Source organism: Paenibacillus sp. FSL R10-2796 (genome assembly GCF_037965315.1).
GTDB classification, from domain to species: domain Bacteria; phylum Bacillota; class Bacilli; order Paenibacillales; family Paenibacillaceae; genus Paenibacillus_AQ; species Paenibacillus_AQ odorifer.
The window spans coordinates 4,697,590-4,719,670 of record NZ_CP150178.1 but is presented as its reverse complement, the minus strand read 5'-3'; the positions used below and the strand labels follow the sequence as shown (position 1 = coordinate 4,719,670).

The window sequence follows — 22,081 nt, the reverse complement described above, 5'->3', positions numbered from 1 at the left end:
AAATTATATTTATGTTAAATAGTTAGGGGATTTAGGCTCTTGTTAGATCTTTAAAACGGAGGGGAGGTGATGATGAGTGCGGGTAAGGCATAGAGGAGGTGACCATTCTTTAAAGGAGTGAATACTGCAATTGTAGCATCGCGTGGCTATTAATAAATTATTTACGAATTTATTTAATTGTCGAAAGGAGAATAATAAATGACAAAAGCACTAAGGAAGCAAATGTTGTTATTGCTTACGATCATGGCTTTAGTTATCACCGGATATGCTCCTTCTACCACGTATGCCAGTGAGGCGCATGTTGACAATCCGTTTGTAGGAGCTACAGCATATGTTAATCCTGATTATGCCGCACTGATTGATACCTCTATTGCTCAGGTTACCGATAGTACTTTAGTTTCCAAGATGGAGACCATTAAAAAATATCCGACAGCCGTATGGCTGGATCGAATTGCTGCAATTTATGGCGGGACAGAAAACGGAGGCAGAAAAAGTCTTGAGGAAACATTAGATTCCGTACTCGCGCAAAAGCAACCAAACACGCCGATTACAGCCACATTCGTAATTTATGATATGCCTGGGCGGGATTGCCACGCTTTGGCCTCCAATGGCGAGCTGCCACTGACAGCAGCGGGTTTGACAACCTACAAATCAGATTATGTTGACGTAATCGCCAGTATTTTTGCAAAGCCCAAATATAGTGACATTCGGATAGTGACTATCGTAGAGCCGGATTCGCTTCCGAATCTTGTTACCAATCTCAGCACACCACAGTGTGCTCAAGCTAACTCCACGAATATTTACCGTGATGCTACACGTTACACTTTAAATGCTCTCCATGCCATTCCAAATGTGTATACTTACATGGATATTGGTCACTCCGGCTGGCTCGGATGGGATACTAACCGTGGCCCCGCTATCGACCTCTTTACTTCGGTTGTGTCAGGCACTACAGCTGGACTTGCTAGTGTCGATGGATTCATTACGAATACAGCCAATACCACTCCACTAGTAGAACCTAATCTTCCAGATCCGAATCTTACGATAGGCAGCCAGCAGCTTCGTTCTGCAAGTTATTATGAATGGAATCCGTATTTTGATGAAGCTGATTTCACAGCAGCTTTGTATTCAGGTTTTGTAGCAAAAGGTTGGCCTTCCACGATCGGCTTCCTTATTGATACTTCCCGTAACGGGTGGGGAGGACCTAATCGTCCGACTAGTGCAAGCGGAACAACCGTTAACGCTTATGCGGATTCCGGTCGGATTGATAAACGTCTCCATCGGGGCAATTGGTGTAATGCCAGCGGTGCCGGAATTGGAGAAGTTCCACAAGCAGCACCCGCAGGTTATGCAGCCTCACATTTGGATGCATTCGTCTGGGTGAAACCTCCGGGAGAATCTGACGGCTCCAGCAGTGCCATTCCAAATAATGAGGGCAAGGGCTTTGACAGAATGTGTGATCCGACTTATACCAGCTCAAGCGGCACACTGACCGGTGCATTACCTAATGCGCCTGTATCAGGCCACTGGTTCCATGATCAATTTGTTCAGCTGGTACAGAATGCTTACCCTGTAATTCCTCTGAGTAACGGAGGGGGCACTGTAGTTCCAGCGGCACCCACTAACTTGGTAGCGACAGCGGGAGATGCAAAAGTAAGCCTGAGCTGGACGGCATCCAGCAGTGCGACTAGTTACACCGTAAAACGAGCGACCACAAGCGGAGGGCCGTACACCACTGTAGCAACCGGGCTAACGTCAACGAGCTACACCAACACCGCCCTAACGAACGGAACAACCTATCACTATGTTGTAAGCGCAACCAATAGTGTGGGAGAGAGTGTGAATTCGGGACAAGCGAGTGCGACCCCAGCAGCAGTGGCGACTGTTCCGACGGCACCCACTAACTTGGTAGCGACAGCGGGAGATGCAAAAGTAAGCCTGAGCTGGAGCGCATCCAATGGTGCGACTAGCTACACTGTGAAAAGTGCAACCACAAGCGGAGGCCCGTACACTACTGTAGCAGCAGGGCTAACGACCACGAGCTACACTAACACCGCCCTAACGAACGGAACAACTTATTACTATGTTGTAAGCGCAACCAATAGTGTGGGAGAGAGTGCGGATTCTACACAAGCGAGTGCGGCTCCAGCAGCAGTTGCGACTGTTCCCGCGGCGCCAACCAATTTGGTAGCGACAGCAGGAGATGCAAAAGTAAACCTGAGCTGGAGTGCATCCAGTGGTGCGACTAGTTACACTGTGAAAAGTGCAACCACAAGCGGAGGGCCGTATACCACTGTAGCAACAGGGCTAACGGCAACGAGCTACATTAACACGGGTTTAACGAACGGAACAACCTATTACTATGTTGTAAGCGCAACCAATAGTACAGGAGAGAGTGTGAATTCGGCACAAGCGAGTGCTGTTCCACAAGTTCCGGCAGCAACTAGTCTGACGTTGCAGTATCGGGCGGGAGATACTAATGCGACAGACAATCAGATCAAACCTTATTTTAATATTAAAAATAACGGCACAACCGCAGTGAACTTAAGCGATCTTAAAATCCGTTATTATTTCACTAAAGATAGTAATCAGACGTTAAATGGCACAATTGATTGGGCACAGATCGGCAATAATAATGTTCAAGTCGCCTTTGCAGACAACACAGGCACGAATGCAGACACTTACGTTGAACTTTCGTTTACTTCTTCGGCTGGTTCCATTCCAGCTGGAGGCCAGTCCGGAGATATTCAACTCAGAATATATAAATCAGATTGGACTAATTTTAACGAAGCCAATGACTACTCCTTTGATGCTACTAAAACTGCTTATACTAACTGGGATAAAGTGACGCTTTATCAAAGTGATGCTCTCGTATGGGGGATTGCTCCGTAACGGAAAGCAGGGGATAATTAAAAGAGCCGCTGGAGTGATCCAGGCGGCTCTTTCTGTATTATTTAATTCGTTTACCGAGTAGCACAAGCAGCCAGATGATTCCAGCCCCAACAATGGCGTGACCAAGCCCCGCAATATGGGGCAGGAAGCTAATATCACTGCCGTTAATTTGCAGCATTCCACGTGTAGCCATTGCACCAATCGTGATTAGAAGACCAATGTTATAGACAATGTACCATGCACCAAAAGATTTAGCCTCATGGATATTAAATAACTTGTCTAAGATCATAGCAATAATAAAGAAAAAGAATCCTAAGACTAGAATGTGAGTGTGAAGCGCAACTAATATAGTATCTCCTGTGAAATCATTCATTTTAGTAATTTCGCGATAGGCCACTCCGGCTATCAAACCAAGAATTGCATAGAAAAAAGACGTGTAATACAATTTTTTCATAAGAATATCTCCTTTGTAGTTATCGTTATGATTGAAGTGTATCAAGCAATTAAGAACGCAATATGAACAAATGATTACAAGGTGAAAAAAATCACTAGTTTATAAAATACATTATATCCTAAAGGAAGTTTCACTTTCCACGACGAACTGTACTACTAGAGAAATGAGAGGAGACTTAAGGAAAATATGATCGATAACGTTGAAGGATTTCCTGTGCTCGAAACAGACCGCTTTATTTTGAGAAGAATTACACTGGATGATGCTAAAGAAATATATAATTATTTTTCAAAAGATGAAGTGACCCAGTATTATGATCTGGATAGCTTTACCGATATACAGCAAGCGATCAACCTTATCGAAAGATGGGATGAACGTTTCAAAGGCAAACAAAGTATTCGCTGGGGAATAGCCAGGCGTGAGGATAATATAATGATGGGTTCATGCGGATATCATAACTGGGCGCACAGAAATTTCAAAGCAGAGATTGGGTATGAATTATCTCCACTTTATTGGCGGCAGGGTGTGATGACGGAAGTCCTGACAGCTATTATTGCGTATGGCTTTGAGCATATGAAGCTCCATCGAATTGAGGCGTTTTATGATCCGGCTAATATTGCCTCCAAGAAGTCTCTTTTGAAAGCGGGCTTTAAGTATGAGGGATTGTTGCGCAAATCTTTTTTTGAAAAAGGTAGATTTGTAGATGCGGAGATTTGCTCTTTGTTAGCTTCCGATACGAACTAAGAAGTATAAAATTAAAAAAATGCGAGTTAACCATAATGCGAGAGGACGTATTATGGTTTTTTGTTTGTGATACAATAAATAGATTATCGAATTTATCCTACGTGGTACTAATCCAACATACATATCATGATGAAAGAAGGTGAAGGTATGGAGTTTGAGTATTTGCTTCGTGTAATTGGCGCGGGAATTTGTGGCGTATTAGTTGGATATGAACGCAAAAGCCGGATGAAAGAAGCTGGAGTTAGAACACATTTTGTTGTGGCCTTAGGTGCTGCACTCATGATGGTCATCTCCAAATATGGGTTTCAGGATCAAGCGGATTGGCCTAATCTTTCTCTTGATCCCGCTCGGATAGCTGCTCAGGTAGTAAGCGGAGTAGGTTTTTTGGGCGCAGGAATGATTTTTATGCAAAGACACACAGTCAAAGGGCTCACTACTGCTGCAGGGATTTGGGCAACAGCCGGAGTGGGCATGGCTATAGGGTCTGGTCTTTATATTCTTGGCGTAGGAGCAACGATAATCATTTTACTTGGGCAAAAGATCTTACACAGTCGTAACAGCTGGCTGGCCGCACCAAAAACCCAACAGCTCGTTATAAGTCTAGCTAACACAGAAGGCGCTATGGGCCGAATTCAAGAGTTGCTTAAAGAACACAAAATCGCTGTTCTAAGTTTTCATGCTGAAAATAACAGTGTAGAATCCGAATTAAACGTAGAAATCGTTGTAAGATTGCCTGAATCATTTAATCCAGTACAATTGTTATCGATGATCCAAGAGGACGCAGCGGTTAAGACCGTTGAGTTTCAATGATTTTTTAGCACCTTCGATGTAACTAACTCACTTCGCATCAAAAGCTACCTCCTTTTTGAGAGTTTCCTTTTGATGCGAGTGTTACCTTCAATTTACCATCGATTCACACACCCTCACATTAATCCAAGCAAAATACCACTTTCAGTCTTTCTATTCCAATTATTAGGTTCAAGATTCAAATTAAATGCTAATTCATGGGCTTATATGTTATGTCTGTGTTATATATTGAGTGGTTTTTGTGTTGGTTATCTTTCGTTAACCGCTTACATTTATTTTTAAATAAAAAATATGTCATTTATATTGACACATAAACCATGACCCTTTATTATTAATCCCATCACTGGAGAAACTAAATTAAAATTTAAATCAAAGAATACATTATCAGCGCTTTATTTGCAAATAATTTCTTGTTTTTGTGGTTTATTAATCCAATTAATGCACTGGAGAAAATAATTAGGAGAATGCCCGTGAAAAAGCACGATCAGGATTTTATGAAGCGACAAAATCGTTTAACGGTTTTCGAAATTATAAAAAATCAACAACCGATTTCTCGCGCTTCTATTGCTAAACAGACTGGTATGAGTCCTACGACTGTAAGTCGAATTGTCGGAGAGTTGACGGAGGAAGGATATTTACTCGATTCAGAGCAGGTATCATCAGGATTAGGTCGGAAATCAACGTTAATAGGTATGATGGACGCTTCTGTATTATCGGTTGGCGTTGAACTGGATCGCAGTCTTATGTCTATTGGAATTGTGGACTTACAAGGACAGCTTATCTGCAGTAGTCAATTTCCCCGTACACCAGACGAAAGCCCGGATCGAACGCTGGAACGGATTCATGAAGCCATTGAGCAATTGTTCCAGCAGCATGTGATTGACAGAACACGTATCGTGGGTATTGGCGTTGGACTTCCCGGCATTGTGAATAACGAAGAAGGAATTGTTGTCTTCTCTGTTCAGCTAGGATGGAAAAATGTGCCGTTAGCCAAACGCTTGAAAGAGCTGACAGGTTTTGAAATCGCTGTGGACAATGAGCTGAAAGTAAGGGCTCTTGCTGAACATCTTAAAGGAGCTGCAGTCGGCTCCAGCCGTACGGCATTATTGGGTTTCGGTCAAGGCGTGGGCTCTGCGATGATTCTCGAGGGAGAGATCTATCGAGGGGTGATGAACAGTGCGGGTGAAATTGGGCATACGACAGTGGATCCTAACGGAATGATGTGTGAGTGCGGCAAAGCGGGCTGTTTACAGACCTATATAAATATCAGTTCTTTATTATCTGAAGCTAATCGGATTCGCCCGATCCGTACGATTGAGGAGTTATTCGCAGCAAAACATGCAGGAGAACAATGGGCGATTCACTTGATCGACCGTGCACTCATGTATATGGCCATCACCATTAATAATGTCGTATGCATGTATAACCCCGACAGCGTGATTTTAAGTGGAGAACTCGTGGACAAATTCCCGGATATATACGAAGAAGTTGAGCAGCTGTACCTCTCGCGCTTTACCTGGGAGCCGCTTCGTGGTTCCTTTACGATTCATCGCTCGTTGCTGAATGAGAAGGGTGTAATTATAGGATCGGGACTTTTATCGCAGAATCGATTTTTTGCCTTAGATTAAATTAACTACTGCTGGGGAGGTTGTACAGATGGGATTTACAACATTGGTAGAAGAATATCGTGGTGGCCTGCTGGAGAATGTGCATTATGGTGCAGTTAGTGTAGTTGATGAGAAGGGCAACATTTTGTACAAAGCAGGCGATCCGGAGCATATGACTTATCTTCGCTCTGCTGCTAAGCCATTCCAAGCTTTGCCGGTAATGAAACGCCGGATCGATGAAGTATATGGTTTGACAAGTAAAGAAGCTTCGCTGTTTACCGCTTCACACCGGGGAGAAGCCTTCCATATTGAAGCGCTTGAAGCTCTTTTTCAGAAAATGGGATTAAAAGAAGAGTCACTTCATTGCTGCTCTACATACCCGCTGAATGAAGAAGCCAAAGCAGAACGTCACCGGGCAAATGAGCCCACTCGTAAAATCTTTCATAACTGCTCAGGCAAACATGCAGGCTTAATGGGCCTTAGCAAATATATGGGTTGGGATATAAACACTTATTACGATCCTAACCATCCTGTACAACAGGAGATTCTTGAGATGATGGCTTATATCGCTGAAGTTCCCAAAGCGTCCATCCCGCAAGGTATTGATGGCTGTGGACTTCCTATCTTCGCACTTCCGCTTCATAAAATCGCTTATTCCTATCTAAAGCTAGCGTGTCCCGATTTAATTGAGGATACGGATATACGTAACGCAGCCGCTGTCATTGCAAAACTTATGAACGATAACCCGGTTATGATTGCTGACACGAAATTTGTATGCTCAGAGCTCCTGAAGGATGACAATCTGACGGCTAAAGGTGGAGCAAAAGGGGTATACGGTATCGGACTCCGTAAGGAACGAATGGGTATATCACTGAAAGTATCCGACGGATCAGAACAAGTCTGGCCATGTATTATCGCATCGATTCTAGAACGTATTGGTTACAGCAATCAAGACACAATTGATCGCCTATATGCACTCGTGCCTAACACGATTGTTAATGATGGCGGTACTGTAGTCGGCGAACGCCGTGCTGTATTTCAATGGGAGATCTAGAGCATAAGGTCAAGAATAATCTTCAAGTTTGGTGATTAATCGGACTAGAAGCTTTTCTAATACATCGTTTGAATAGGGGAGTGTAAAAAATGAAAGCAAAAGGAAAAGTATGGTCAATGTTCATGCTGCTGCTTATTACAGTAGTAGTGACTGCAGGGTGCGGCAACAAAGCGAGCAACGAGGGACAAAAAGGCAATACTGCTGGTGGAACTGAAACTAGCACCCCAACTACAAAGAATGATAAAGACATTGTAATTGCCATCAATTCTAACTTTATTACGCTGGACCCTCATAACGCAAGCGATACGCATTCAATCAGCGCTGCCAGAACGATGTACGAAGGTCTGATGGGTTTTGACGAGAATATGAACGTGGTTCCTGTTCTTGCCGCAAGCCATTCCATAAGTGAAGACGGGTTGGTCTACACGTTTACGCTGCAAGAGAATGTTAAATTCCAAGACGGTACTGACTTTAATGCTGAAGCGGTTAAAGTAAACATCGCCCGTATTCAAGATGAGAAGAACAATCTGAGACTGCGCAAAAGCTTCGCAAAGGTAGCGAAAGTGGAGACTCCTGATGCTAAAACCGTGGTTATTACACTCAGCGAGCCGTACAACGCATTTTTAAATAAAGTAGCTATGGCACCAATTATTAGTCCGAAAGCTTTAGAAGAAAATGGCACCGATATTTCAAAAAATCCTGTAGGGACGGGTCCATTTAAGTTCAAAGAATGGGTGCAAGGCGACCGCTTGGTTGTCGTTAAGAACCCTGATTACTGGCAAGCGGGGTTGCCAAAAGTGGATAGTGTGACCTTTAGACCTGTACCAGAGAATGGATCACGGATAGCCATGCTAAAAACCGGCGAGGCGGATTTCATTTATCCAATGCCAACGGAGCAAGTATCTGAGGTTGAAGGTCTTGAAGGAATTACTGTAGATACCATCGATTCGACAATTGTCCGTTATGTAACGTTAAATACGATGAAAAAACCTTTTGATGATGTGAAGGTACGTCAAGCCATTAACTATGCTATCAATAAAGAAGCTTATATCAAAGTTGTGAAATCGGGTCTTGGTGCTAAGCTTGATTCCACGATGTCTTCCAAAACACAATACTATTCCCCGCAAACAGGTTATGACTATGACATTGAAAAAGCTAAACAATTGCTTGCTGAAGCAGGTTATCCTGATGGATTCGAAACCGAAATTTGGGGTGAAAATGAATCCGAAACTATGAAGGGTATGCAATTTATTCAGCAACAGCTAGCACTTGTAGGGATTAAGGTAGACGTGAAATCCATGGAAGGCGGCACGTTGTCCGACCAAATTAACTCTGCTAAGACACCAGAAGAAGCGAAAATTCAAATGTGGTATGTCAGCTGGTCTCCGTCTTCTGGTGATGCAGATGGTGCAACCAGAGGGTTGTTCAGTAGTGAAATGTTCCCGCCTGCTGGCTCAAATACAGCCTATTACAAAAATGAAAATGTAGACAAATGGATCGCTGAGGCGAATAAATCTGTTGATCCAGAAGCGGCTAAATCCATCTATGGCAATATTCAAAAAACAATTTGGGAAGATGCTCCATGGGCATTCATGGGCGTCGACCAAATCATCTCAGGCAAAAGATCGTATCTGGAAGGAGTTAAGGTCTTCCCGGATGGTTCCATTAATGTCCTGAATGCAGAAGTGAAATAATGCTAAACAAACGTTAGGTTTAATATCCCAAGAAATGAACGAGGCCGCTTCTGTAGTATGGTGGGAAGCGGCCTCACTAAATCATTTGTCGATACTGAAGGGGGCTTATGAGTTGGGTAGATATGCTTTACAAAGACTCCTCGGGGTTATTCCGCTGTTGTTCATTGTATCGGTGCTTGTCTTTTTGTTTATTCACTTAATCCCAGGCGATCCAGCCCGACTTATTGCCGGTAAAGATGCCACGCTTGAAGAGATTCGTGGAATTCAGGAGCAGCTGGGTCTCAATCTGCCTTTGTGGAAGCAATACATAAACTACATGGGTGATCTGCTAAGTGGGAATCTGGGCAATTCGATCCGTTCAGGGATCCCGGTTACTGACATGCTGGAAAGCAGAGTAATGCCTACGTTGTGGCTGACTTTTCTTAGTATGGCCTGGGCTCTAATTATTGGTCTTCTAATTGGCGTGGTTTCAGCCGTTTATCGCAATCGGTGGCCGGATCATTTAGGGACGTTGACAGCCATTTCAGGGATGTCTATTCCTGGATTTTGGTTAGGCTTGGTACTCATTCAAATTTTCTCGGTAGAGCTTGGTTGGTCTCCAACGGGTGGTGTTGATTCCTGGAAGTCCTATATTCTTCCTTCCATTACACTCGGGATGGGGATTATGTCTATGTTGGCCCGTTATTCTAGGTCATCTATGCTGGAGACTCTTCGGGAGGATTATATCCGTACAGGACGTGCAAAAGGCTTACGCGAGTATGTTGTTATCGGCAGGCATGCGCTGCGCAACTCTTTGATTCAGGTGGTTACCGTAGCTGGACTTCAGTTTGGGTTCCTGCTCGGCGGCTCTGTAATGGTTGAGACGGTATTCAGTATTCCGGGTCTTGGCAGGCTGCTAGTAGACTCCATTTTGTTCCGGGATTATACAGTCATTCAAGCCTTACTGCTTCTGTTTGCTACACAATTTATTCTTATCAATCTATTAGTAGATTTATTGTATGGCGTACTTAATCCGAAAATAAGGTTTTCTCAGTAGCTAATGCGACTAAGAAGCAGAATTTCAATAGATTTATAGGGTGAATTTAGGATCAGGAGGGATATCATGAGTGACAATTCGGCGGTGATGGGAGCAAAATCTCCATTACCCGGAGAGGTACTGGCCCCGGAGAAAACAAAAGGCCGTATGGGTGTTTTTTTACGTAAGTTCAGTAAACAAAAGATGCCCCTTGTGGCCGCATTTTTTATTATATTGCTATTCCTAATTGCAATTTTCGGGCCATTTCTGACCCCGTATAATCCTGATGAACCAAACTACGATGCTCTTATGGCAGGTCCTTCTGCTGCACATTGGGCCGGGACAGACGAATATGGCCGTGATATTCTAAGCCGTCTGATTGATGGTACTCGCTTAACCTTAGCGGTCAGTCTCAGTTCCGTCTTAATCGCAGGTGTACTTGGAACTATCCTAGGTCTGTTAAGCGGATATTATGGCGGTTGGCTAGATCGGATAATTATGCGTGGCAGTGATGTACTATTTTCTTTTCCTGACTTGCTGCTTGCCATTGGGATCGTCGCCATTCTCGGTCCGGGTCTATCCAACGTTGTTATCGCAGTTGCAGTTTTTGGTACTCCATCGTTCGCCCGAATTATTCGGAGCGTAACGCTGTCTGCGAAAGAAACATTGTTTGTGGAAGCGGCTCGTTCCATGGGAGCGAAGCATCGCCGGATTATTTGGCGTCATATTTTTCCTGAGACCGTGCCCAGCATTATCGTTAATCTATCCATGAAGATTGGCGGAGCGATCTTGGCCGCTGCTTCATTGAGCTTTCTCGGAATGGGTGCAAAAACAACAGAGCCCGATTGGGGCGCAATGTTAAGTATGGGACGTGATTATTTAAGTATTGCTCCACATATCGTTTATTTTCCGGGGATAGCCATCTTTTTAACAGTACTTGCATTTAACCTGGTCGGGGACGGACTGCGTGATGCTCTTGATCCCAAAATGAAAAACTAAGGAGGGACAAGACATGACTCAACATTTGTTGGATGTACAAGGGCTGAAAACGGAGTTCAAACGCGGCGGTGGAAGTATAACTGCGGTTGCGGGGGTAGACTTTGCTATTAAAAAAGGCGAAGTGTTAGGCCTGGTTGGTGAATCTGGTTGTGGCAAAAGTGTAACCTCATTATCGATCATGCGGTTGCTTAAAGATACGCCGGGCAGAATTTCTGAAGGTTCTGTGCGTTTTGAAGGAAAGGATTTGACGAAGATTTCTGAGAAGGAGATGCGCCAAATCCGGGGAAATGATCTGGCAATGATTTTTCAGGAGCCGATGACCTCTCTTAATCCAGTGCTGCGGATTGGGCTGCAATTAACAGAGCCGATTAGACTGCATTTGGGTTATGGACGCAAGAAGGCTCGTGAGCATGCGATTCATATGTTGCGGCTTGTAGGTATCCCTCGCGCAGAGGAATTAATCGATGAATATCCGCATCAACTATCCGGCGGGATGAGACAGCGGGTTATGATTGCAATGGCCATGTCTTGTCATCCAAAGCTGTTGATTGCCGATGAACCCACGACCGCACTCGATGTAACGATTCAAGCGCAAATTCTTGATCTGATGAAGCAGTTGAAAGATGAACAGGATATGGGAATGCTGCTCATTACCCATGATCTTGGAGTAGTTGCCGAATTATGTGACCGGGTAGTTGTTATGTATGCAGGTCGTGTGGTGGAAGAAGCCTCTGTTCAGGAGCTGTTCGCCAGACCGCAACATCCGTATACCAGGGGATTGATTCAATCGGTACCTAAGCTGCGCCAGAATGTACATCGCTTGGAGTCTATAAAAGGGAATGTGCCAGACCTTTCACAAATGCCTGCCGGCTGTAAGTTTGCGCCACGCTGCGAATTTGCCATGGAGCGTTGTCTGTCGCAAGAACCTGAGCTACTTCCGATTGAGGGGCTAGAGCGCAAAAGCCGTTGTTGGCTTACACAGCAGGAGGACACGGAAGGAGCGGGATGTTTATGAAAGAGACTCCATTAATTGAGGTTAAGGGTTTGAAGAAGTTGTTTTCTGTGAAGAAGGGCTTCTTCGGAACGACTAAATATTTACACGCCGTTGATGGGATTTCATTCGCCATTCGTAAGGGAGAAACGTTCAGCCTTGTAGGTGAAAGTGGCTGTGGGAAATCGACTACGGGCAGACTGGTGACCCGCTTACTGGAACCCAATCATGGAGAAGTATGGTTTAAGGGACAAAATATTAGCCATATCACAGACAACCAGATGCGGCCTCTGCGCAAAGATATGCAGATGGTGTTTCAAGACCCTTATGCTTCACTTAATCCCCGCATGAAGGTGAAGGATCTTGTCGCCGAACCCCTGCTTATTCATACAAAGCTGTCCTCTAAAGAACGGGATAAACTAGCTTGCGAACTGCTAGAGACCGTTGGATTGAACAGTTTCCACGCCGAGCGATTCGCGTTTGAGTTCAGCGGTGGACAGCGGCAACGGATTGGGATTGCCCGGGCTCTGTCCGTTCGCCCAAGTCTAATTGTGGCGGATGAACCCGTGTCAGCGCTGGATGTATCGATTCAGTCCCAAGTGTTGAATCTGTTACAGGACTTGCAGGAGGAATATGGCCTGACGTATTTATTCATCTCTCATGATCTCAGTGTGGTCGAGCATATTAGTGATCGAATTGGGGTTATGTATCTGGGTTCTCTTGTGGAGACGGCTGATAAGGATACATTGTATGACCGTCCCTTGCATCCTTACACCCAAGCGCTGCTATCTTCAGTTCCCGTGCCCGATCCAAGCTTGAAGAAGGAACGCATTATTCTAAAAGGGGATCTTCCAAGTCCCGTTGATCCGCCGACGGGCTGTCGTTTTCATACAAGATGCCCTTCCTGTATGGAAATCTGTAAGCAACATGTGCCTGTATTCCGGGAAGTTGAACCAGGTCATGAGCTCGCTTGTCATCTGTTTGATGAAGAAATGTTGAAACTAGAACGATAATTTAAAATGTGAGTACACTTTACGGAAAAGAAGGGACAGCTATGAATATCTTGTTCGATTCCGCTAATGGGGCGGATACGCTTATCTACTTAGCCTATGAAGAGGAGGCTTTTCCTCTTCGGCTGGGAGAAGCTCACAAACAGAGTGGCAGTGTGACATGGTTATATGCTCGCTCTGAGGAAGAGTCCGATGTGATAGCTATTGGAATGGGAAAACGCCGGGCTCTTACGCTTGAGAAAGTTCGCCGAGCAGCGGGATCTGCCGCCCGTACAGCCCTAAGAGAAGGAAGAAATTCAGCTTCATTTGTTCGTAGGACAGCAGAAAGTAATATTTCCGCTGCGGATGAGCTTCAAGCATGGATTGAAGGCTGGCTTCTCGGATTATATCGTTTTCAAACCTATCGTGGTGTTACTAAAATAGACATTTCAGTTGATTTGCTGCTCCAGACAGCTGATTGGCCTGAACTGACTAAGCTTGAACTGGAAGTTGTACTAAGTACTGGCCGCATGCGCGCTGAAGGAGCAGTGGTTGCTCGCGATCTGGTGAATGAGGTGCCCGGGACTCTAAATCCGGATCGGTTCGCAGAATGGATGGTCGAATATTTCGAGCGTGATAACGCAGCAGTGAAAGTTCATGTCTACCGGGGGCAGGAGCTGGTTGACCTACAGATGAATGGGTTGCTGGCGGTTGGAGCAGGCAGTAAACACTCCCCAGCCCTCGTTGAAATTCGCTATGAGAGTAACCCTGAATTGCCAATGCTGGCATTGGTGGGTAAAGGTGTTACCTTCGATTTGGGTGGGATGAATGTTAAGACCGCAAGTGATATTAGCGATGCACGTATGGATATGGGTGGGGCAGCAGCTGTTATTGGGGCGCTGGATATTTTAGTAAGGAATCAAGCTCATGTAAATGTGACCGCGTTGATCCCAGTTGTTGATAACGTACCAGATGCTGAAGCAATGCTGCCATCGTCTGTTATACGCTATCCTAATGGGCTGACGGTTCAGGTTGCAAATACGGATGGCGAGGGGCGGCTTATTATCGCGGATGCTCTTATTCATGCAGCAAATATCGGGGCAACTAAGGTCATTGATATTGCAACGCTTACTGGAAATGTTGGCGCAGCGTTAGGATTAGGTATCGCCGGCATATGGGGTGATGGAGAGATGACGCATAGCCTCGTCGAAATCGGTGAGCGCAATGGAGAACGACTGTGGCCCATGCCGCTTATGGATGAATACGAAGTCGATCTTCGAAGCAATTACGCTGATCTACGCAACGTTAGTACTTCACCTTTTGCAGGTGCGATTACAGCAGCGCTTTTTATACGGCGTTTTGTAGCGGAATCGCTGAGCTGGGTTCATATTGATATGGCTGGGACGGTTCAGTACAAACAGGATGTGGGGTATTCAGAAGCTGGAGCAACGGGCTATGGTGCTCGACTGCTCGCTGATTATGTCATGAAACAGGCACAACAATAACAACCGGAAGAGTGGAGGAAAGTTATGAGATTGGAAGTCATCGCTACCTGTATGGACGATGCCCTTACAGCAGAAGCGAACGGGGCTGACCGCCTGGAGCTCATTACTGCGATTACGGAAGGCGGATTAACACCAGGGATAGGATTGGTGCAACAAGTTGCTAAATCGGTTAACATTCCTGCGTTTGTTATGGTTCGCCCGCACAGCCGTTCTTTTTGCTATTCAAAGTATGACATTTTGACCATGGCAGCAGAGATAAAGCAAATTGCAGCCAGCGGTGCGGCGGGGATTGTGCTTGGTGCGTTAACTCCAGAAGGGACTATCGACGAGCGAGCGCTTGAAACATTATTGCCGTTGACCGAGGGATTGCAAGTAACCTTCCACCGTGCTTTTGATGAGTTGAAGGATCAAATAGAAGGTTATCGAACGCTTTGTAAGTATCCGCAAATTACGCGTGTGCTCACTTCTGCCGGGCCAGGTCCGGCACCTGAAGCTATTCCTGCTATGCGGAAGCTAGTCGAGGAATCAAGGGGTAAATCGGTAAGTATACTGGCTGGAAGCGGTCTGAAGCCGGAAGGTATTACTTCATTTATACATCAGACTGGAGTAACAGAAGTACATTTTGGGTCGGCTGTACGTTATGACAAAGACGCTTTGTCGCCAATCGATCCAGCAGCCTTACGGGCGTTAGCGGAGAGTATTCATTCTAACGGCTAATAATAGATAGTGAAAAGGTGAATGGGTTATGCAGAAGGTTGAGAGCTACGTAGTTGGAATCGATTTAGGAGGCACAAAAATTGCCGCAGCATTGTTTGATTCAAAGGGGACCGTATTGAAACGGGAATTGATGGAAACGGCTGGGGCACGTACCGCTAAAGAAGTGGTGCAGCGAATGATCGATATGATCCGCTCCGTATCCGAAGGGCGACCACTCACAGGAGTGGGTCTGGCTTCTCCCGGAGCTGTAAATAGCCAGGACGGGATCGTTATTCACGGCACCAATCTTCCGGAGTGGGACAATGTTCCACTGAAGCACTGGATGGAGTTGGAGCTAGGCGTTGAAGTAAAGGTAGTGAATGATGCGAACGCTGCGGCTTGGGGCGAGTATGTCCGAGGTGCTGGCAAAGGTGCGGACAACATGGTTTATGTTACCTTTAGCACTGGAATTGGAGCAGGTATCGTCATTGACGGCAAGCTGCTTCTTGGCAAAAATTCATTTGCTGGTGAACTAGGTCATAATATTATTGACCCGAACGGAACGGAATGTAGCTGTGGAAGATTCGGCTGCTGGGAAGTTTTCGCTTCGGGCACAGCGATTCGGGATATGGCGCTGCGAAGTATGGAGAGCAGACCGTCGATGATTACGGAACTGGCTAATATAAATGGAGAAAAAATTACTTCGCGGCACGTATTTGAAGCCATGGCACTTAACGATCCCGTGGCCGTTGAGGTTATTGACCGGAGTATTCATTATATGGCACTAGGTCTAGCCAATGCAGTACATACGTTCAATCCTGATCGGATCGTGATCGGTGGAGGCGTGAGTAAGGCTGGAGATTTGTTATTCCCTGCACTGGTGGAGAAGACGGATCTATTTGTCATGGATCCTTATAAGGGTACTTTTACAATTGAACCTGCCGCTCTCAAAGATGATGTAGGCCTAATTGGAGCAGCAGCATTATTCCATACCGCTTAGGTGGAGTGAAAGATTGATTCACAGCTTTCATTAACGGAGGAGTTGGAGAGATGGGTACAAGAGAAGAAAGAACGAAATGGTTCTTACAGGATAGGTTCGGGATGTTTATCCATTGGGGTTTATATTCAATTCCTGCTAGAGGGGAATGGATACGCGGCAACGAGCGGATGAGTAGAGAGCATTACATGACGTATTTCGATGAATTTGACGCCTCACGATATGATCCGAAGAAATGGGCAAGTGCAGCCAAAGCTGCGGGTCAGAAATACGCTGTGCTTACGACCAAACATCATGACGGGTTCTGTCTGTTCGATAGTAAGCTGACTGATTTCAAAGCGACTAATACGCCCGCTGGGCGTGATCTAGTGCGGGAATATGTAGACGCTTTCCGTGCTGAAGGTATTGCAGTTGGTCTATATTACTCTATCATAGACTGGCACCATGAGGATTATCCCGGTTATGGAGATAAGGCACATCCTGATCGGGATAACGAAGCGGTCAAAGATAAGCCGATTGATTTCGATAGATACTTGGAGTATATGCATGGGCAAGTAAAGGAACTGCTCACCAATTACGGTAAAATCGACATTATGTGGTTTGACTTCTCCTACGATAATATGACAGGGGAGAAGTGGAAGGCGACGGAGCTTATCCGGATGATTCGTTCCATACAACCTGATATTATTATCGACAATCGATTAGGTGGCAATATTCGTGCGGCAGAACCTGAGGAGTATGCTGGAGATTTCTTCTCCCCCGAGCAGATCATTCCGCCTGGCGGCATTGTTGACGTAAACGGCCAATCCATCCCTTGGGAAGCCTGCATTACCCTGAATGACAACTGGGGTTATCATTCCGAGGATAAGAATTATAAATCGACCAAGCAAGTCATTCGTACGATGGTCGAATGTATCAGTAAGAATGGTAACCTGCTCCTCAATGTTGGACCAGATGCTAAAGGTGAAATGACGCGGGAATCACTGGTTATCCTTGACGAAGTTGGGGATTGGATGCGCCTTAATGGAGATAGTATTTATGGATGCGGGAAGTCTTTGCTACCTAAGCCAGAGTGGGGACGTTATACGCAAAAGGGCAATAAATTGTATGCGCATGTCTACGACCGTGGAATTGGCCCGATCTATTTCCAAGGTCTGAAAGGGAAGATTAAAAAGGCAAGATTACTACGTGATGGTACCGAGCTAAAGGTGGAGGTGCCGTGGATGGCTGAGGAATATTCGGATGTTGACGGTGGAGCTTTTATTACATTAAAAGGCGCGATGTTACCTGATGAGATGGATACGGTTATCGAGCTTGAACTATTTAATTAAATCAGAAGGAGTTGTCCCATATGCCCTGAATGGCTGCTGAGACAACTCCTTTTTTTTACATATACCTTGCTAACATTTGCACATACGAAACACCTATCGGACACAGATGACTCTAAACCCAGAAATATCGCACTTTTGGGATGCCAACGGACTGCATAGCCGCTATTGCCTTGAAACACCCCCGATATGGAGCTGATTCTAGGGAATAGCGTCATTGGAGTCCGAAGCCCTGTTCCAAAGGCAGAAAATGTGCAAATAACGTCATCTGGGTCCGCAACTCTCAGAGGGGGGTGACAATGTTGAAGTTGTTGAAGCATTTGAAGCAGGCATTCAACGAATCAGAATACAAAGCGGCGATTCTCCAAATAACAGGAGAATCGCCGTTCTGTGAATACTAAAGGCGAGCCTTGCGGAAGCCCTCATATATATTGAGGACCGCGACTAAAATCAAGATTGCTATTCCTCCACCTACTAGTCCCGTTTCAAATTGGTTAGCTGTAGTGTTTAATAAATTAGACATGTAATTAATAAATTCTTGGTTGAATACATTCGGATTTATAAGGATAACAGCGAATACAATAAGCACAATGAGCTCAAGGGCCGTATTACATAATGCTAATTTTCTAGTCCATTGTCTCTTGATTAATTTATATATAGTTAACGCGACTTCTAATCCGATCACAATAAGAATAATAGGCCAATAATCAAGTAATACATGCTGATTAAAAGCTGGGGCCACGAAGTTAAGTGCGCCTTCACCGCCTCTATAGACTCTGATCAGGTGTTCAGCATTAAAATAAACAGTAGCCCAAATGGCAGTCCACAGTAAACTTCCGAACACTTCGAAGCTTGTAATTGCTTTTTTCTTATGGACAAGCGCGATATCCTTCAAATCATCAGGAGTCCATTTCCTTAATTTTGTAGTAAGAGGATGACCTTCCTTTCCTTTATCCGCCCGTTCGATAATAGCGAACACAACAGTTATCCAGAAAAAGACTTGGATGCCTACTTCAAGAAAGGTTCCAATTCCTGTACTTATAACTGCAGTAACAATATCCGCAACTGTTTTATCGCCGCTGTAGCCAATCAAGTAATCAGCAACCAGAGCGATTAAAGAAACAACTACAGCGATGGGTATAATCATTTTTAATAACGTAACATATAAATCGAAATAGCGTGGGCCGATGAGATACATGGGCTGATCGCGGTACTCACTAGCTAAAATAGCTGGATTGCCCAATTTTGCAAGGACGGCTTTTACCTCTTTTTCGTCATAATCATCCGGTAACATATCCTCGATGGTTGATCGTAATTCTAATGCGATGTCTTCCCGATTTTGTTCTGGTAACCTCCGAGTAACTTCATGAATGTAAATCTCAATCAGCTTCATGGTCATCCTCCCCTTGTAATAGGCCGTAGAGTTCTTTCGAATTCTTAAGCCATTCTTCCTTTAGCTGTAAAAAAATCTCTACACCATAGTCACTTAGAACATAATACTTACGGGGTCTGCTCTCGGATGTGTCCCAGCTGCTCGTCACTAATTCCTGTTTCTCTAATCGGCGAAGTAATGGATATAGGGTGCTTTGATCGATGATGATGCTGGATTCCTCCAACAATTGAACGAGCGAATATCCATACTGGGGCGTTCGTAATTGACTTAAAACGGCTAGCGTTAACGTACCTCTTCTAAGCTCTGTGATTAAAGAATTTAATAAAGTACTCATTCACCCACCTCATTATTTAAAATATAAGGATTTATAATCTCTTATAAATTGTTCTTATATTTTTGGTTTAAAAGCTTGCTGTCCTTAAGAGGACGTCGAAGTCGTTTATACTTACTATGTGTCATACAGTATTCGATCTATACTATGCATCATACACTATTGTTGTTCCAACATCAATTGAATAAAATAATCTTCTGAGAAATAAATAAGAAAATTTATCTATTTTGTGAAGCGGTTTGATTAAAAGGAGGTCGTGAAATGATTCCATTTTTTAGTGACATCCCGAATGCTTCTACATGGGAGGTAGTTGAACCGGTTCATAAGGGCTGGTCAAAGGATAGATTTGATTATGGTGATCCATGGGTATTTTAATCATGATGTTCCAGTTGTATTCTTTAGGCTTTATATACCGAAGTGGTATTGGCAAGTTATACTGAGTGAAAAGACTCAGCTATTTGAGAATAGTTAGGGGAATTAAGCGATGAATATACTGATTGCTGAAGATGAAACTGATATAAGAAAACTAGTGAAAATTCATTTAGAAGATCGATCCTATCGAGTATTCGAAGCCAAGGATGGCATTGAGGCTTTAGAGGTTGTTAATCAACATGAAATAAATCTTGCCATTCTGGATATTGTAATGCCCAGGCTTGATGGGCTTAATCTGCTGCGACGGATAAGAGAGAAAAGCCATATTCCGGTTATCTTGTTAACTGCCCGCGGTGAAGAAATTGATAAGATAGTGGGCTTAGGCCTTGGAGCAGACGATTATATGGTGAAGCCATTTAGTGCTTCAGAGCTTGTGGCTAGGGTTGAGGCGCAGCTGAGACGAAGAAATGTATACGATCTTAGCCAATCGATAACTGAAGAAACAATCCAACATAGAGAATTGAAGCTGAATTTAAAGGAATGTATGTTGTACATAAATGAAAGTCCAGTTCTTCTAAATGCCAAGGAATATAAGGTGTTACAATGTCTGATGCAGAGTCCTAATCAAATTTTTACGCCCAAAAAGTTATATGTAGCGGCGTGGGAAGAAGATTTCTATAGTGATAATAATACGATTATGGTTACCATCAGCCGTCTAAGGAATAAGATCGAACGGGACCCGCACCATCCCGAATATATCGTTACAGTGCGTGGACTAGGTTACAAATTCTACAACCCAGGTAAATAAGATGAGAAAACAAAATATATCCTATCAATTGTTAAAAAACTATATCGCGATCTTTCTTATAACAACGGTTATAACGATATTGGTGATTGTTGCTTTGTTTTGCATGAACAGGCTGGGATCTAAGGACATTATTTATAATCAGTTAACGGCTGCTAAGCTTATGCAAAATGACTATCAAAGAATTGACACTAGTGTTGTTAATGATGTCGGGGGCAGTTTACAGGTTGTGAATTCCAATTACGAAGTCATACACTCCATTGGCAACAATCCATTTACGTCCAAGCAGATTAGTGTCAAAGAATTTACGGATTTTCTAATGAATACTGGCGCTAACAAAGATATGATCACTGTTGAATATAATGAGCAGGAACAATTTTGGCTGATCGTCTCTTTACCTATACAACTGAAAATGACAGGCAGTTTCCATTGGAATTCAGATTCACCTATGCAGGATCATACCCTTCAAATGCTTGGGTTTATTGGGTTAGGTTATTTGTTGATTCTGATTCTAAGCACGATGATTTATGCGAGAATTACGGCGGTTAGTTTCATTAAACCCTTAGACCAGTTGTCCGCTGCTGTTAAAAAGGTTAAGAATGGGGATTATTCAGCAAGAGTGCAGGTAGGCGGGAATAGGGAGTTTAGTCAACTGGAGCAGGCTTTTAATCATATGGCAGAAGTGATTCAGATCCAGACCTCGTTAAAAGAACAGAGTGAAAACAATCGAAAAAATCTAATATTGGATATATCCCATGATTTAAAAAATCCATTAACAAGTATTATGGGTTACGCAGAGCTTGAACTAAAAGAACAGGGGAGCGGTCGGATAGAACATTTGGAATTTGCCAAAATAATATACGAAAATAGTATCCGTGCCAATGTATTGATTCAGGATTTGTTTGAATTATCGAGAATGGAAAGTCCCGAATTCCGCTTGGATGTTACAACAGATGATTTCTCAGAATATTTGAGAGAAGAAATGATACATATGTTGCCCGAGCTTGAGGCTGCGGGTCTGATCCCTGATTTTGTAATCGAGCCAGAAGAAATAATTCTACAGTTTGATAAAAAAAGAATGAATCGAGTATTCTCAAACCTGCTTTATAATGCCATCGCTTATCAGGAGCAAGGTTCTACGTTTCAAGTTGTGCTGGAAAAGGTGAATGATGGAGCCAAGCTTACTTTTATTAATTACGGCCAACCATCAGCCTTGAACCCGGCAGGTTCTGGATTAGGGCTACTCATTGTTCAAAAAATAATAGCTGCTCATGGAGGGACTGTTCAGCTGAATACGCAAGATAACCAGTTTGAAATTATAATTGAGCTGAACCGGCAAATTTAAGGTCTATGTAAGATTACATTAAGTCGTATGAAATTTCCCAATGCTAAAATGGTTGATATTCAGTCT

General features: G+C 44.0%; 19 protein-coding genes. 16 read left to right on the top strand and 3 right to left on the bottom strand.

The window, feature by feature from the left end; genetic code table 11:
• The first annotated feature begins 243 nt into the window (after window positions 1–243).
• Window positions 244–2,892 (top strand): glycoside hydrolase family 6 protein, encoded by a 2,649-nt coding sequence (locus tag NST58_RS21435; protein WP_339248791.1) that lies wholly within the window; start codon window positions 244–246, stop codon window positions 2,890–2,892.
• A 58-nt stretch (window positions 2,893–2,950) separates the two neighbouring features.
• On the opposite strand, the gene NST58_RS21430 is transcribed toward NST58_RS21435, so the two are convergent.
• Window positions 2,951–3,346, bottom strand: coding sequence for a DUF2871 domain-containing protein (locus tag NST58_RS21430; RefSeq protein ID WP_076129897.1), 396 nt, complete (start codon window positions 3,344–3,346; stop codon window positions 2,951–2,953).
• A gap of 186 nt (window positions 3,347–3,532) precedes the next feature.
• Here NST58_RS21430 and NST58_RS21425 point away from each other — a divergent pair, with 186 nt between their 5' ends.
• The 13 genes from NST58_RS21425 to NST58_RS21365 all read left to right on the top strand — a co-directional run bounded on the left by NST58_RS21425 (window position 3,533) and on the right by NST58_RS21365 (window position 17,772).
• Window positions 3,533–4,087 (top strand): GNAT family protein, encoded by a 555-nt coding sequence (locus NST58_RS21425; RefSeq protein ID WP_339244162.1) that lies wholly within the window; start codon window positions 3,533–3,535, stop codon window positions 4,085–4,087.
• A gap of 147 nt (window positions 4,088–4,234) precedes the next feature.
• Window positions 4,235–4,897, top strand: a complete 663-nt coding sequence (locus NST58_RS21420; protein ID WP_094903188.1) for an MgtC/SapB family protein — start codon at window positions 4,235–4,237, stop codon at window positions 4,895–4,897.
• Between the two features lie 467 nt (window positions 4,898–5,364).
• The gene (locus NST58_RS21415; RefSeq protein WP_076218480.1) at window positions 5,365–6,522 is read left to right on the top strand and encodes an ROK family transcriptional regulator; all 1,158 of its coding nucleotides are present in this window, start codon (window positions 5,365–5,367) and stop codon (window positions 6,520–6,522) included.
• Window positions 6,523–6,550: 28 nt separating this feature from the next.
• A complete protein-coding gene (locus tag NST58_RS21410; RefSeq protein WP_076190548.1) occupies window positions 6,551–7,555 on the top strand; it encodes an asparaginase in 1,005 nt (334 codons plus the stop codon).
• Window positions 7,556–7,644: 89 nt separating this feature from the next.
• Window positions 7,645–9,249: a glutathione ABC transporter substrate-binding protein gene (locus tag NST58_RS21405; protein WP_076129894.1), complete on the top strand. Its 1,605-nt coding sequence runs from the start codon at window positions 7,645–7,647 to the stop codon at window positions 9,247–9,249.
• Between the two features lie 112 nt (window positions 9,250–9,361).
• Window positions 9,362–10,285 carry an ABC transporter permease subunit gene (locus NST58_RS21400; protein ID WP_339244161.1) on the top strand — a complete coding sequence of 308 codons (924 nt, stop codon included), beginning with the start codon at window positions 9,362–9,364 and terminating at the stop codon, window positions 10,283–10,285.
• A 66-nt stretch (window positions 10,286–10,351) separates the two neighbouring features.
• Entirely contained in the window at window positions 10,352–11,263 is a 912-nt protein-coding gene (locus tag NST58_RS21395) for an ABC transporter permease subunit (protein WP_038572342.1), read from the top strand.
• Between the two features lie 13 nt (window positions 11,264–11,276).
• Window positions 11,277–12,278 carry an ABC transporter ATP-binding protein gene (locus NST58_RS21390; RefSeq protein ID WP_076183115.1) on the top strand — a complete coding sequence of 334 codons (1,002 nt, stop codon included), beginning with the start codon at window positions 11,277–11,279 and terminating at the stop codon, window positions 12,276–12,278.
• Window positions 12,275–13,267, top strand: coding sequence for a dipeptide ABC transporter ATP-binding protein (locus NST58_RS21385; RefSeq protein WP_339244159.1), 993 nt, complete (start codon window positions 12,275–12,277; stop codon window positions 13,265–13,267). Before NST58_RS21390 ends, NST58_RS21385 begins: the two co-directional genes overlap by 4 nt.
• A gap of 41 nt (window positions 13,268–13,308) precedes the next feature.
• The gene (locus NST58_RS21380) at window positions 13,309–14,748 is read left to right on the top strand and encodes a leucyl aminopeptidase family protein (protein ID WP_339244158.1); all 1,440 of its coding nucleotides are present in this window, start codon (window positions 13,309–13,311) and stop codon (window positions 14,746–14,748) included.
• Between the two features lie 24 nt (window positions 14,749–14,772).
• Window positions 14,773–15,465 carry a copper homeostasis protein CutC gene (locus tag NST58_RS21375; RefSeq protein WP_076219992.1) on the top strand — a complete coding sequence of 231 codons (693 nt, stop codon included), beginning with the start codon at window positions 14,773–14,775 and terminating at the stop codon, window positions 15,463–15,465.
• Window positions 15,466–15,493: 28 nt separating this feature from the next.
• Window positions 15,494–16,444 (top strand): ROK family protein, encoded by a 951-nt coding sequence (locus NST58_RS21370; protein ID WP_076129889.1) that lies wholly within the window; start codon window positions 15,494–15,496, stop codon window positions 16,442–16,444.
• Window positions 16,445–16,494: 50 nt separating this feature from the next.
• Complete coding sequence (locus NST58_RS21365) at window positions 16,495–17,772, top strand: alpha-L-fucosidase (protein ID WP_339244157.1); 1,278 nt, start codon at window positions 16,495–16,497, stop codon at window positions 17,770–17,772.
• A gap of 394 nt (window positions 17,773–18,166) precedes the next feature.
• Here NST58_RS21365 and NST58_RS21360 read toward each other — a convergent pair whose 3' ends face one another.
• Window positions 18,167–19,162: a hypothetical protein gene (locus NST58_RS21360; RefSeq protein WP_339244155.1), complete on the bottom strand. Its 996-nt coding sequence runs from the start codon at window positions 19,160–19,162 to the stop codon at window positions 18,167–18,169.
• Window positions 19,149–19,496 (bottom strand): PadR family transcriptional regulator, encoded by a 348-nt coding sequence (locus NST58_RS21355; RefSeq protein ID WP_076129886.1) that lies wholly within the window; start codon window positions 19,494–19,496, stop codon window positions 19,149–19,151. The genes NST58_RS21360 and NST58_RS21355 overlap by 14 nt, the downstream gene beginning before the upstream one ends.
• Window positions 19,497–19,977: 481 nt before the next feature.
• On the opposite strand from NST58_RS21355, the gene NST58_RS21350 reads away from it, so the two are divergent.
• Window positions 19,978–20,673 carry a response regulator transcription factor gene (locus NST58_RS21350; protein WP_076190560.1) on the top strand — a complete coding sequence of 232 codons (696 nt, stop codon included), beginning with the start codon at window positions 19,978–19,980 and terminating at the stop codon, window positions 20,671–20,673.
• 1 nt (window position 20,674) lies between these two features.
• Window positions 20,675–22,015, top strand: a complete 1,341-nt coding sequence (locus NST58_RS21345; protein WP_076190563.1) for a HAMP domain-containing sensor histidine kinase — start codon at window positions 20,675–20,677, stop codon at window positions 22,013–22,015.
• Window positions 22,016–22,081: the final 66 nt, after the last annotated feature.

Excerpts from the sequence above, each read along its gene's own strand:
- NST58_RS21435 (WP_339248791.1), top strand. The coding sequence starts at position 244 with ATGGCTTTAGTTATCACCGGATATGCTCCTTCTACCACGTATGCCAGT.
- NST58_RS21430 (WP_076129897.1), bottom strand. The coding sequence starts at position 3,346 with ATGAAAAAATTGTATTACACGTCTTTTTTCTATGCAATTCTTGGTTTG.
- NST58_RS21425 (WP_339244162.1), top strand. The coding sequence starts at position 3,533 with ATGATCGATAACGTTGAAGGATTTCCTGTGCTCGAAACAGACCGCTTT.
- NST58_RS21420 (WP_094903188.1), top strand. The coding sequence starts at position 4,235 with ATGGAGTTTGAGTATTTGCTTCGTGTAATTGGCGCGGGAATTTGTGGC.
- NST58_RS21410 (WP_076190548.1), top strand. The coding sequence starts at position 6,551 with ATGGGATTTACAACATTGGTAGAAGAATATCGTGGTGGCCTGCTGGAG.
- NST58_RS21405 (WP_076129894.1), top strand. The coding sequence starts at position 7,645 with ATGAAAGCAAAAGGAAAAGTATGGTCAATGTTCATGCTGCTGCTTATT.
- NST58_RS21395 (WP_038572342.1), top strand. The coding sequence starts at position 10,352 with ATGAGTGACAATTCGGCGGTGATGGGAGCAAAATCTCCATTACCCGGA.
- NST58_RS21390 (WP_076183115.1), top strand. The coding sequence starts at position 11,277 with ATGACTCAACATTTGTTGGATGTACAAGGGCTGAAAACGGAGTTCAAA.
- NST58_RS21385 (WP_339244159.1), top strand. The coding sequence starts at position 12,275 with ATGAAAGAGACTCCATTAATTGAGGTTAAGGGTTTGAAGAAGTTGTTT.
- NST58_RS21380 (WP_339244158.1), top strand. The coding sequence starts at position 13,309 with ATGAATATCTTGTTCGATTCCGCTAATGGGGCGGATACGCTTATCTAC.
- NST58_RS21375 (WP_076219992.1), top strand. The coding sequence starts at position 14,773 with ATGAGATTGGAAGTCATCGCTACCTGTATGGACGATGCCCTTACAGCA.
- NST58_RS21370 (WP_076129889.1), top strand. The coding sequence starts at position 15,494 with ATGCAGAAGGTTGAGAGCTACGTAGTTGGAATCGATTTAGGAGGCACA.
- NST58_RS21365 (WP_339244157.1), top strand. The coding sequence starts at position 16,495 with ATGGGTACAAGAGAAGAAAGAACGAAATGGTTCTTACAGGATAGGTTC.
- NST58_RS21360 (WP_339244155.1), bottom strand. The coding sequence starts at position 19,162 with ATGAAGCTGATTGAGATTTACATTCATGAAGTTACTCGGAGGTTACCA.
- NST58_RS21355 (WP_076129886.1), bottom strand. The coding sequence starts at position 19,496 with ATGAGTACTTTATTAAATTCTTTAATCACAGAGCTTAGAAGAGGTACG.
- NST58_RS21350 (WP_076190560.1), top strand. The coding sequence starts at position 19,978 with ATGAATATACTGATTGCTGAAGATGAAACTGATATAAGAAAACTAGTG.
- NST58_RS21345 (WP_076190563.1), top strand. The coding sequence starts at position 20,675 with ATGAGAAAACAAAATATATCCTATCAATTGTTAAAAAACTATATCGCG.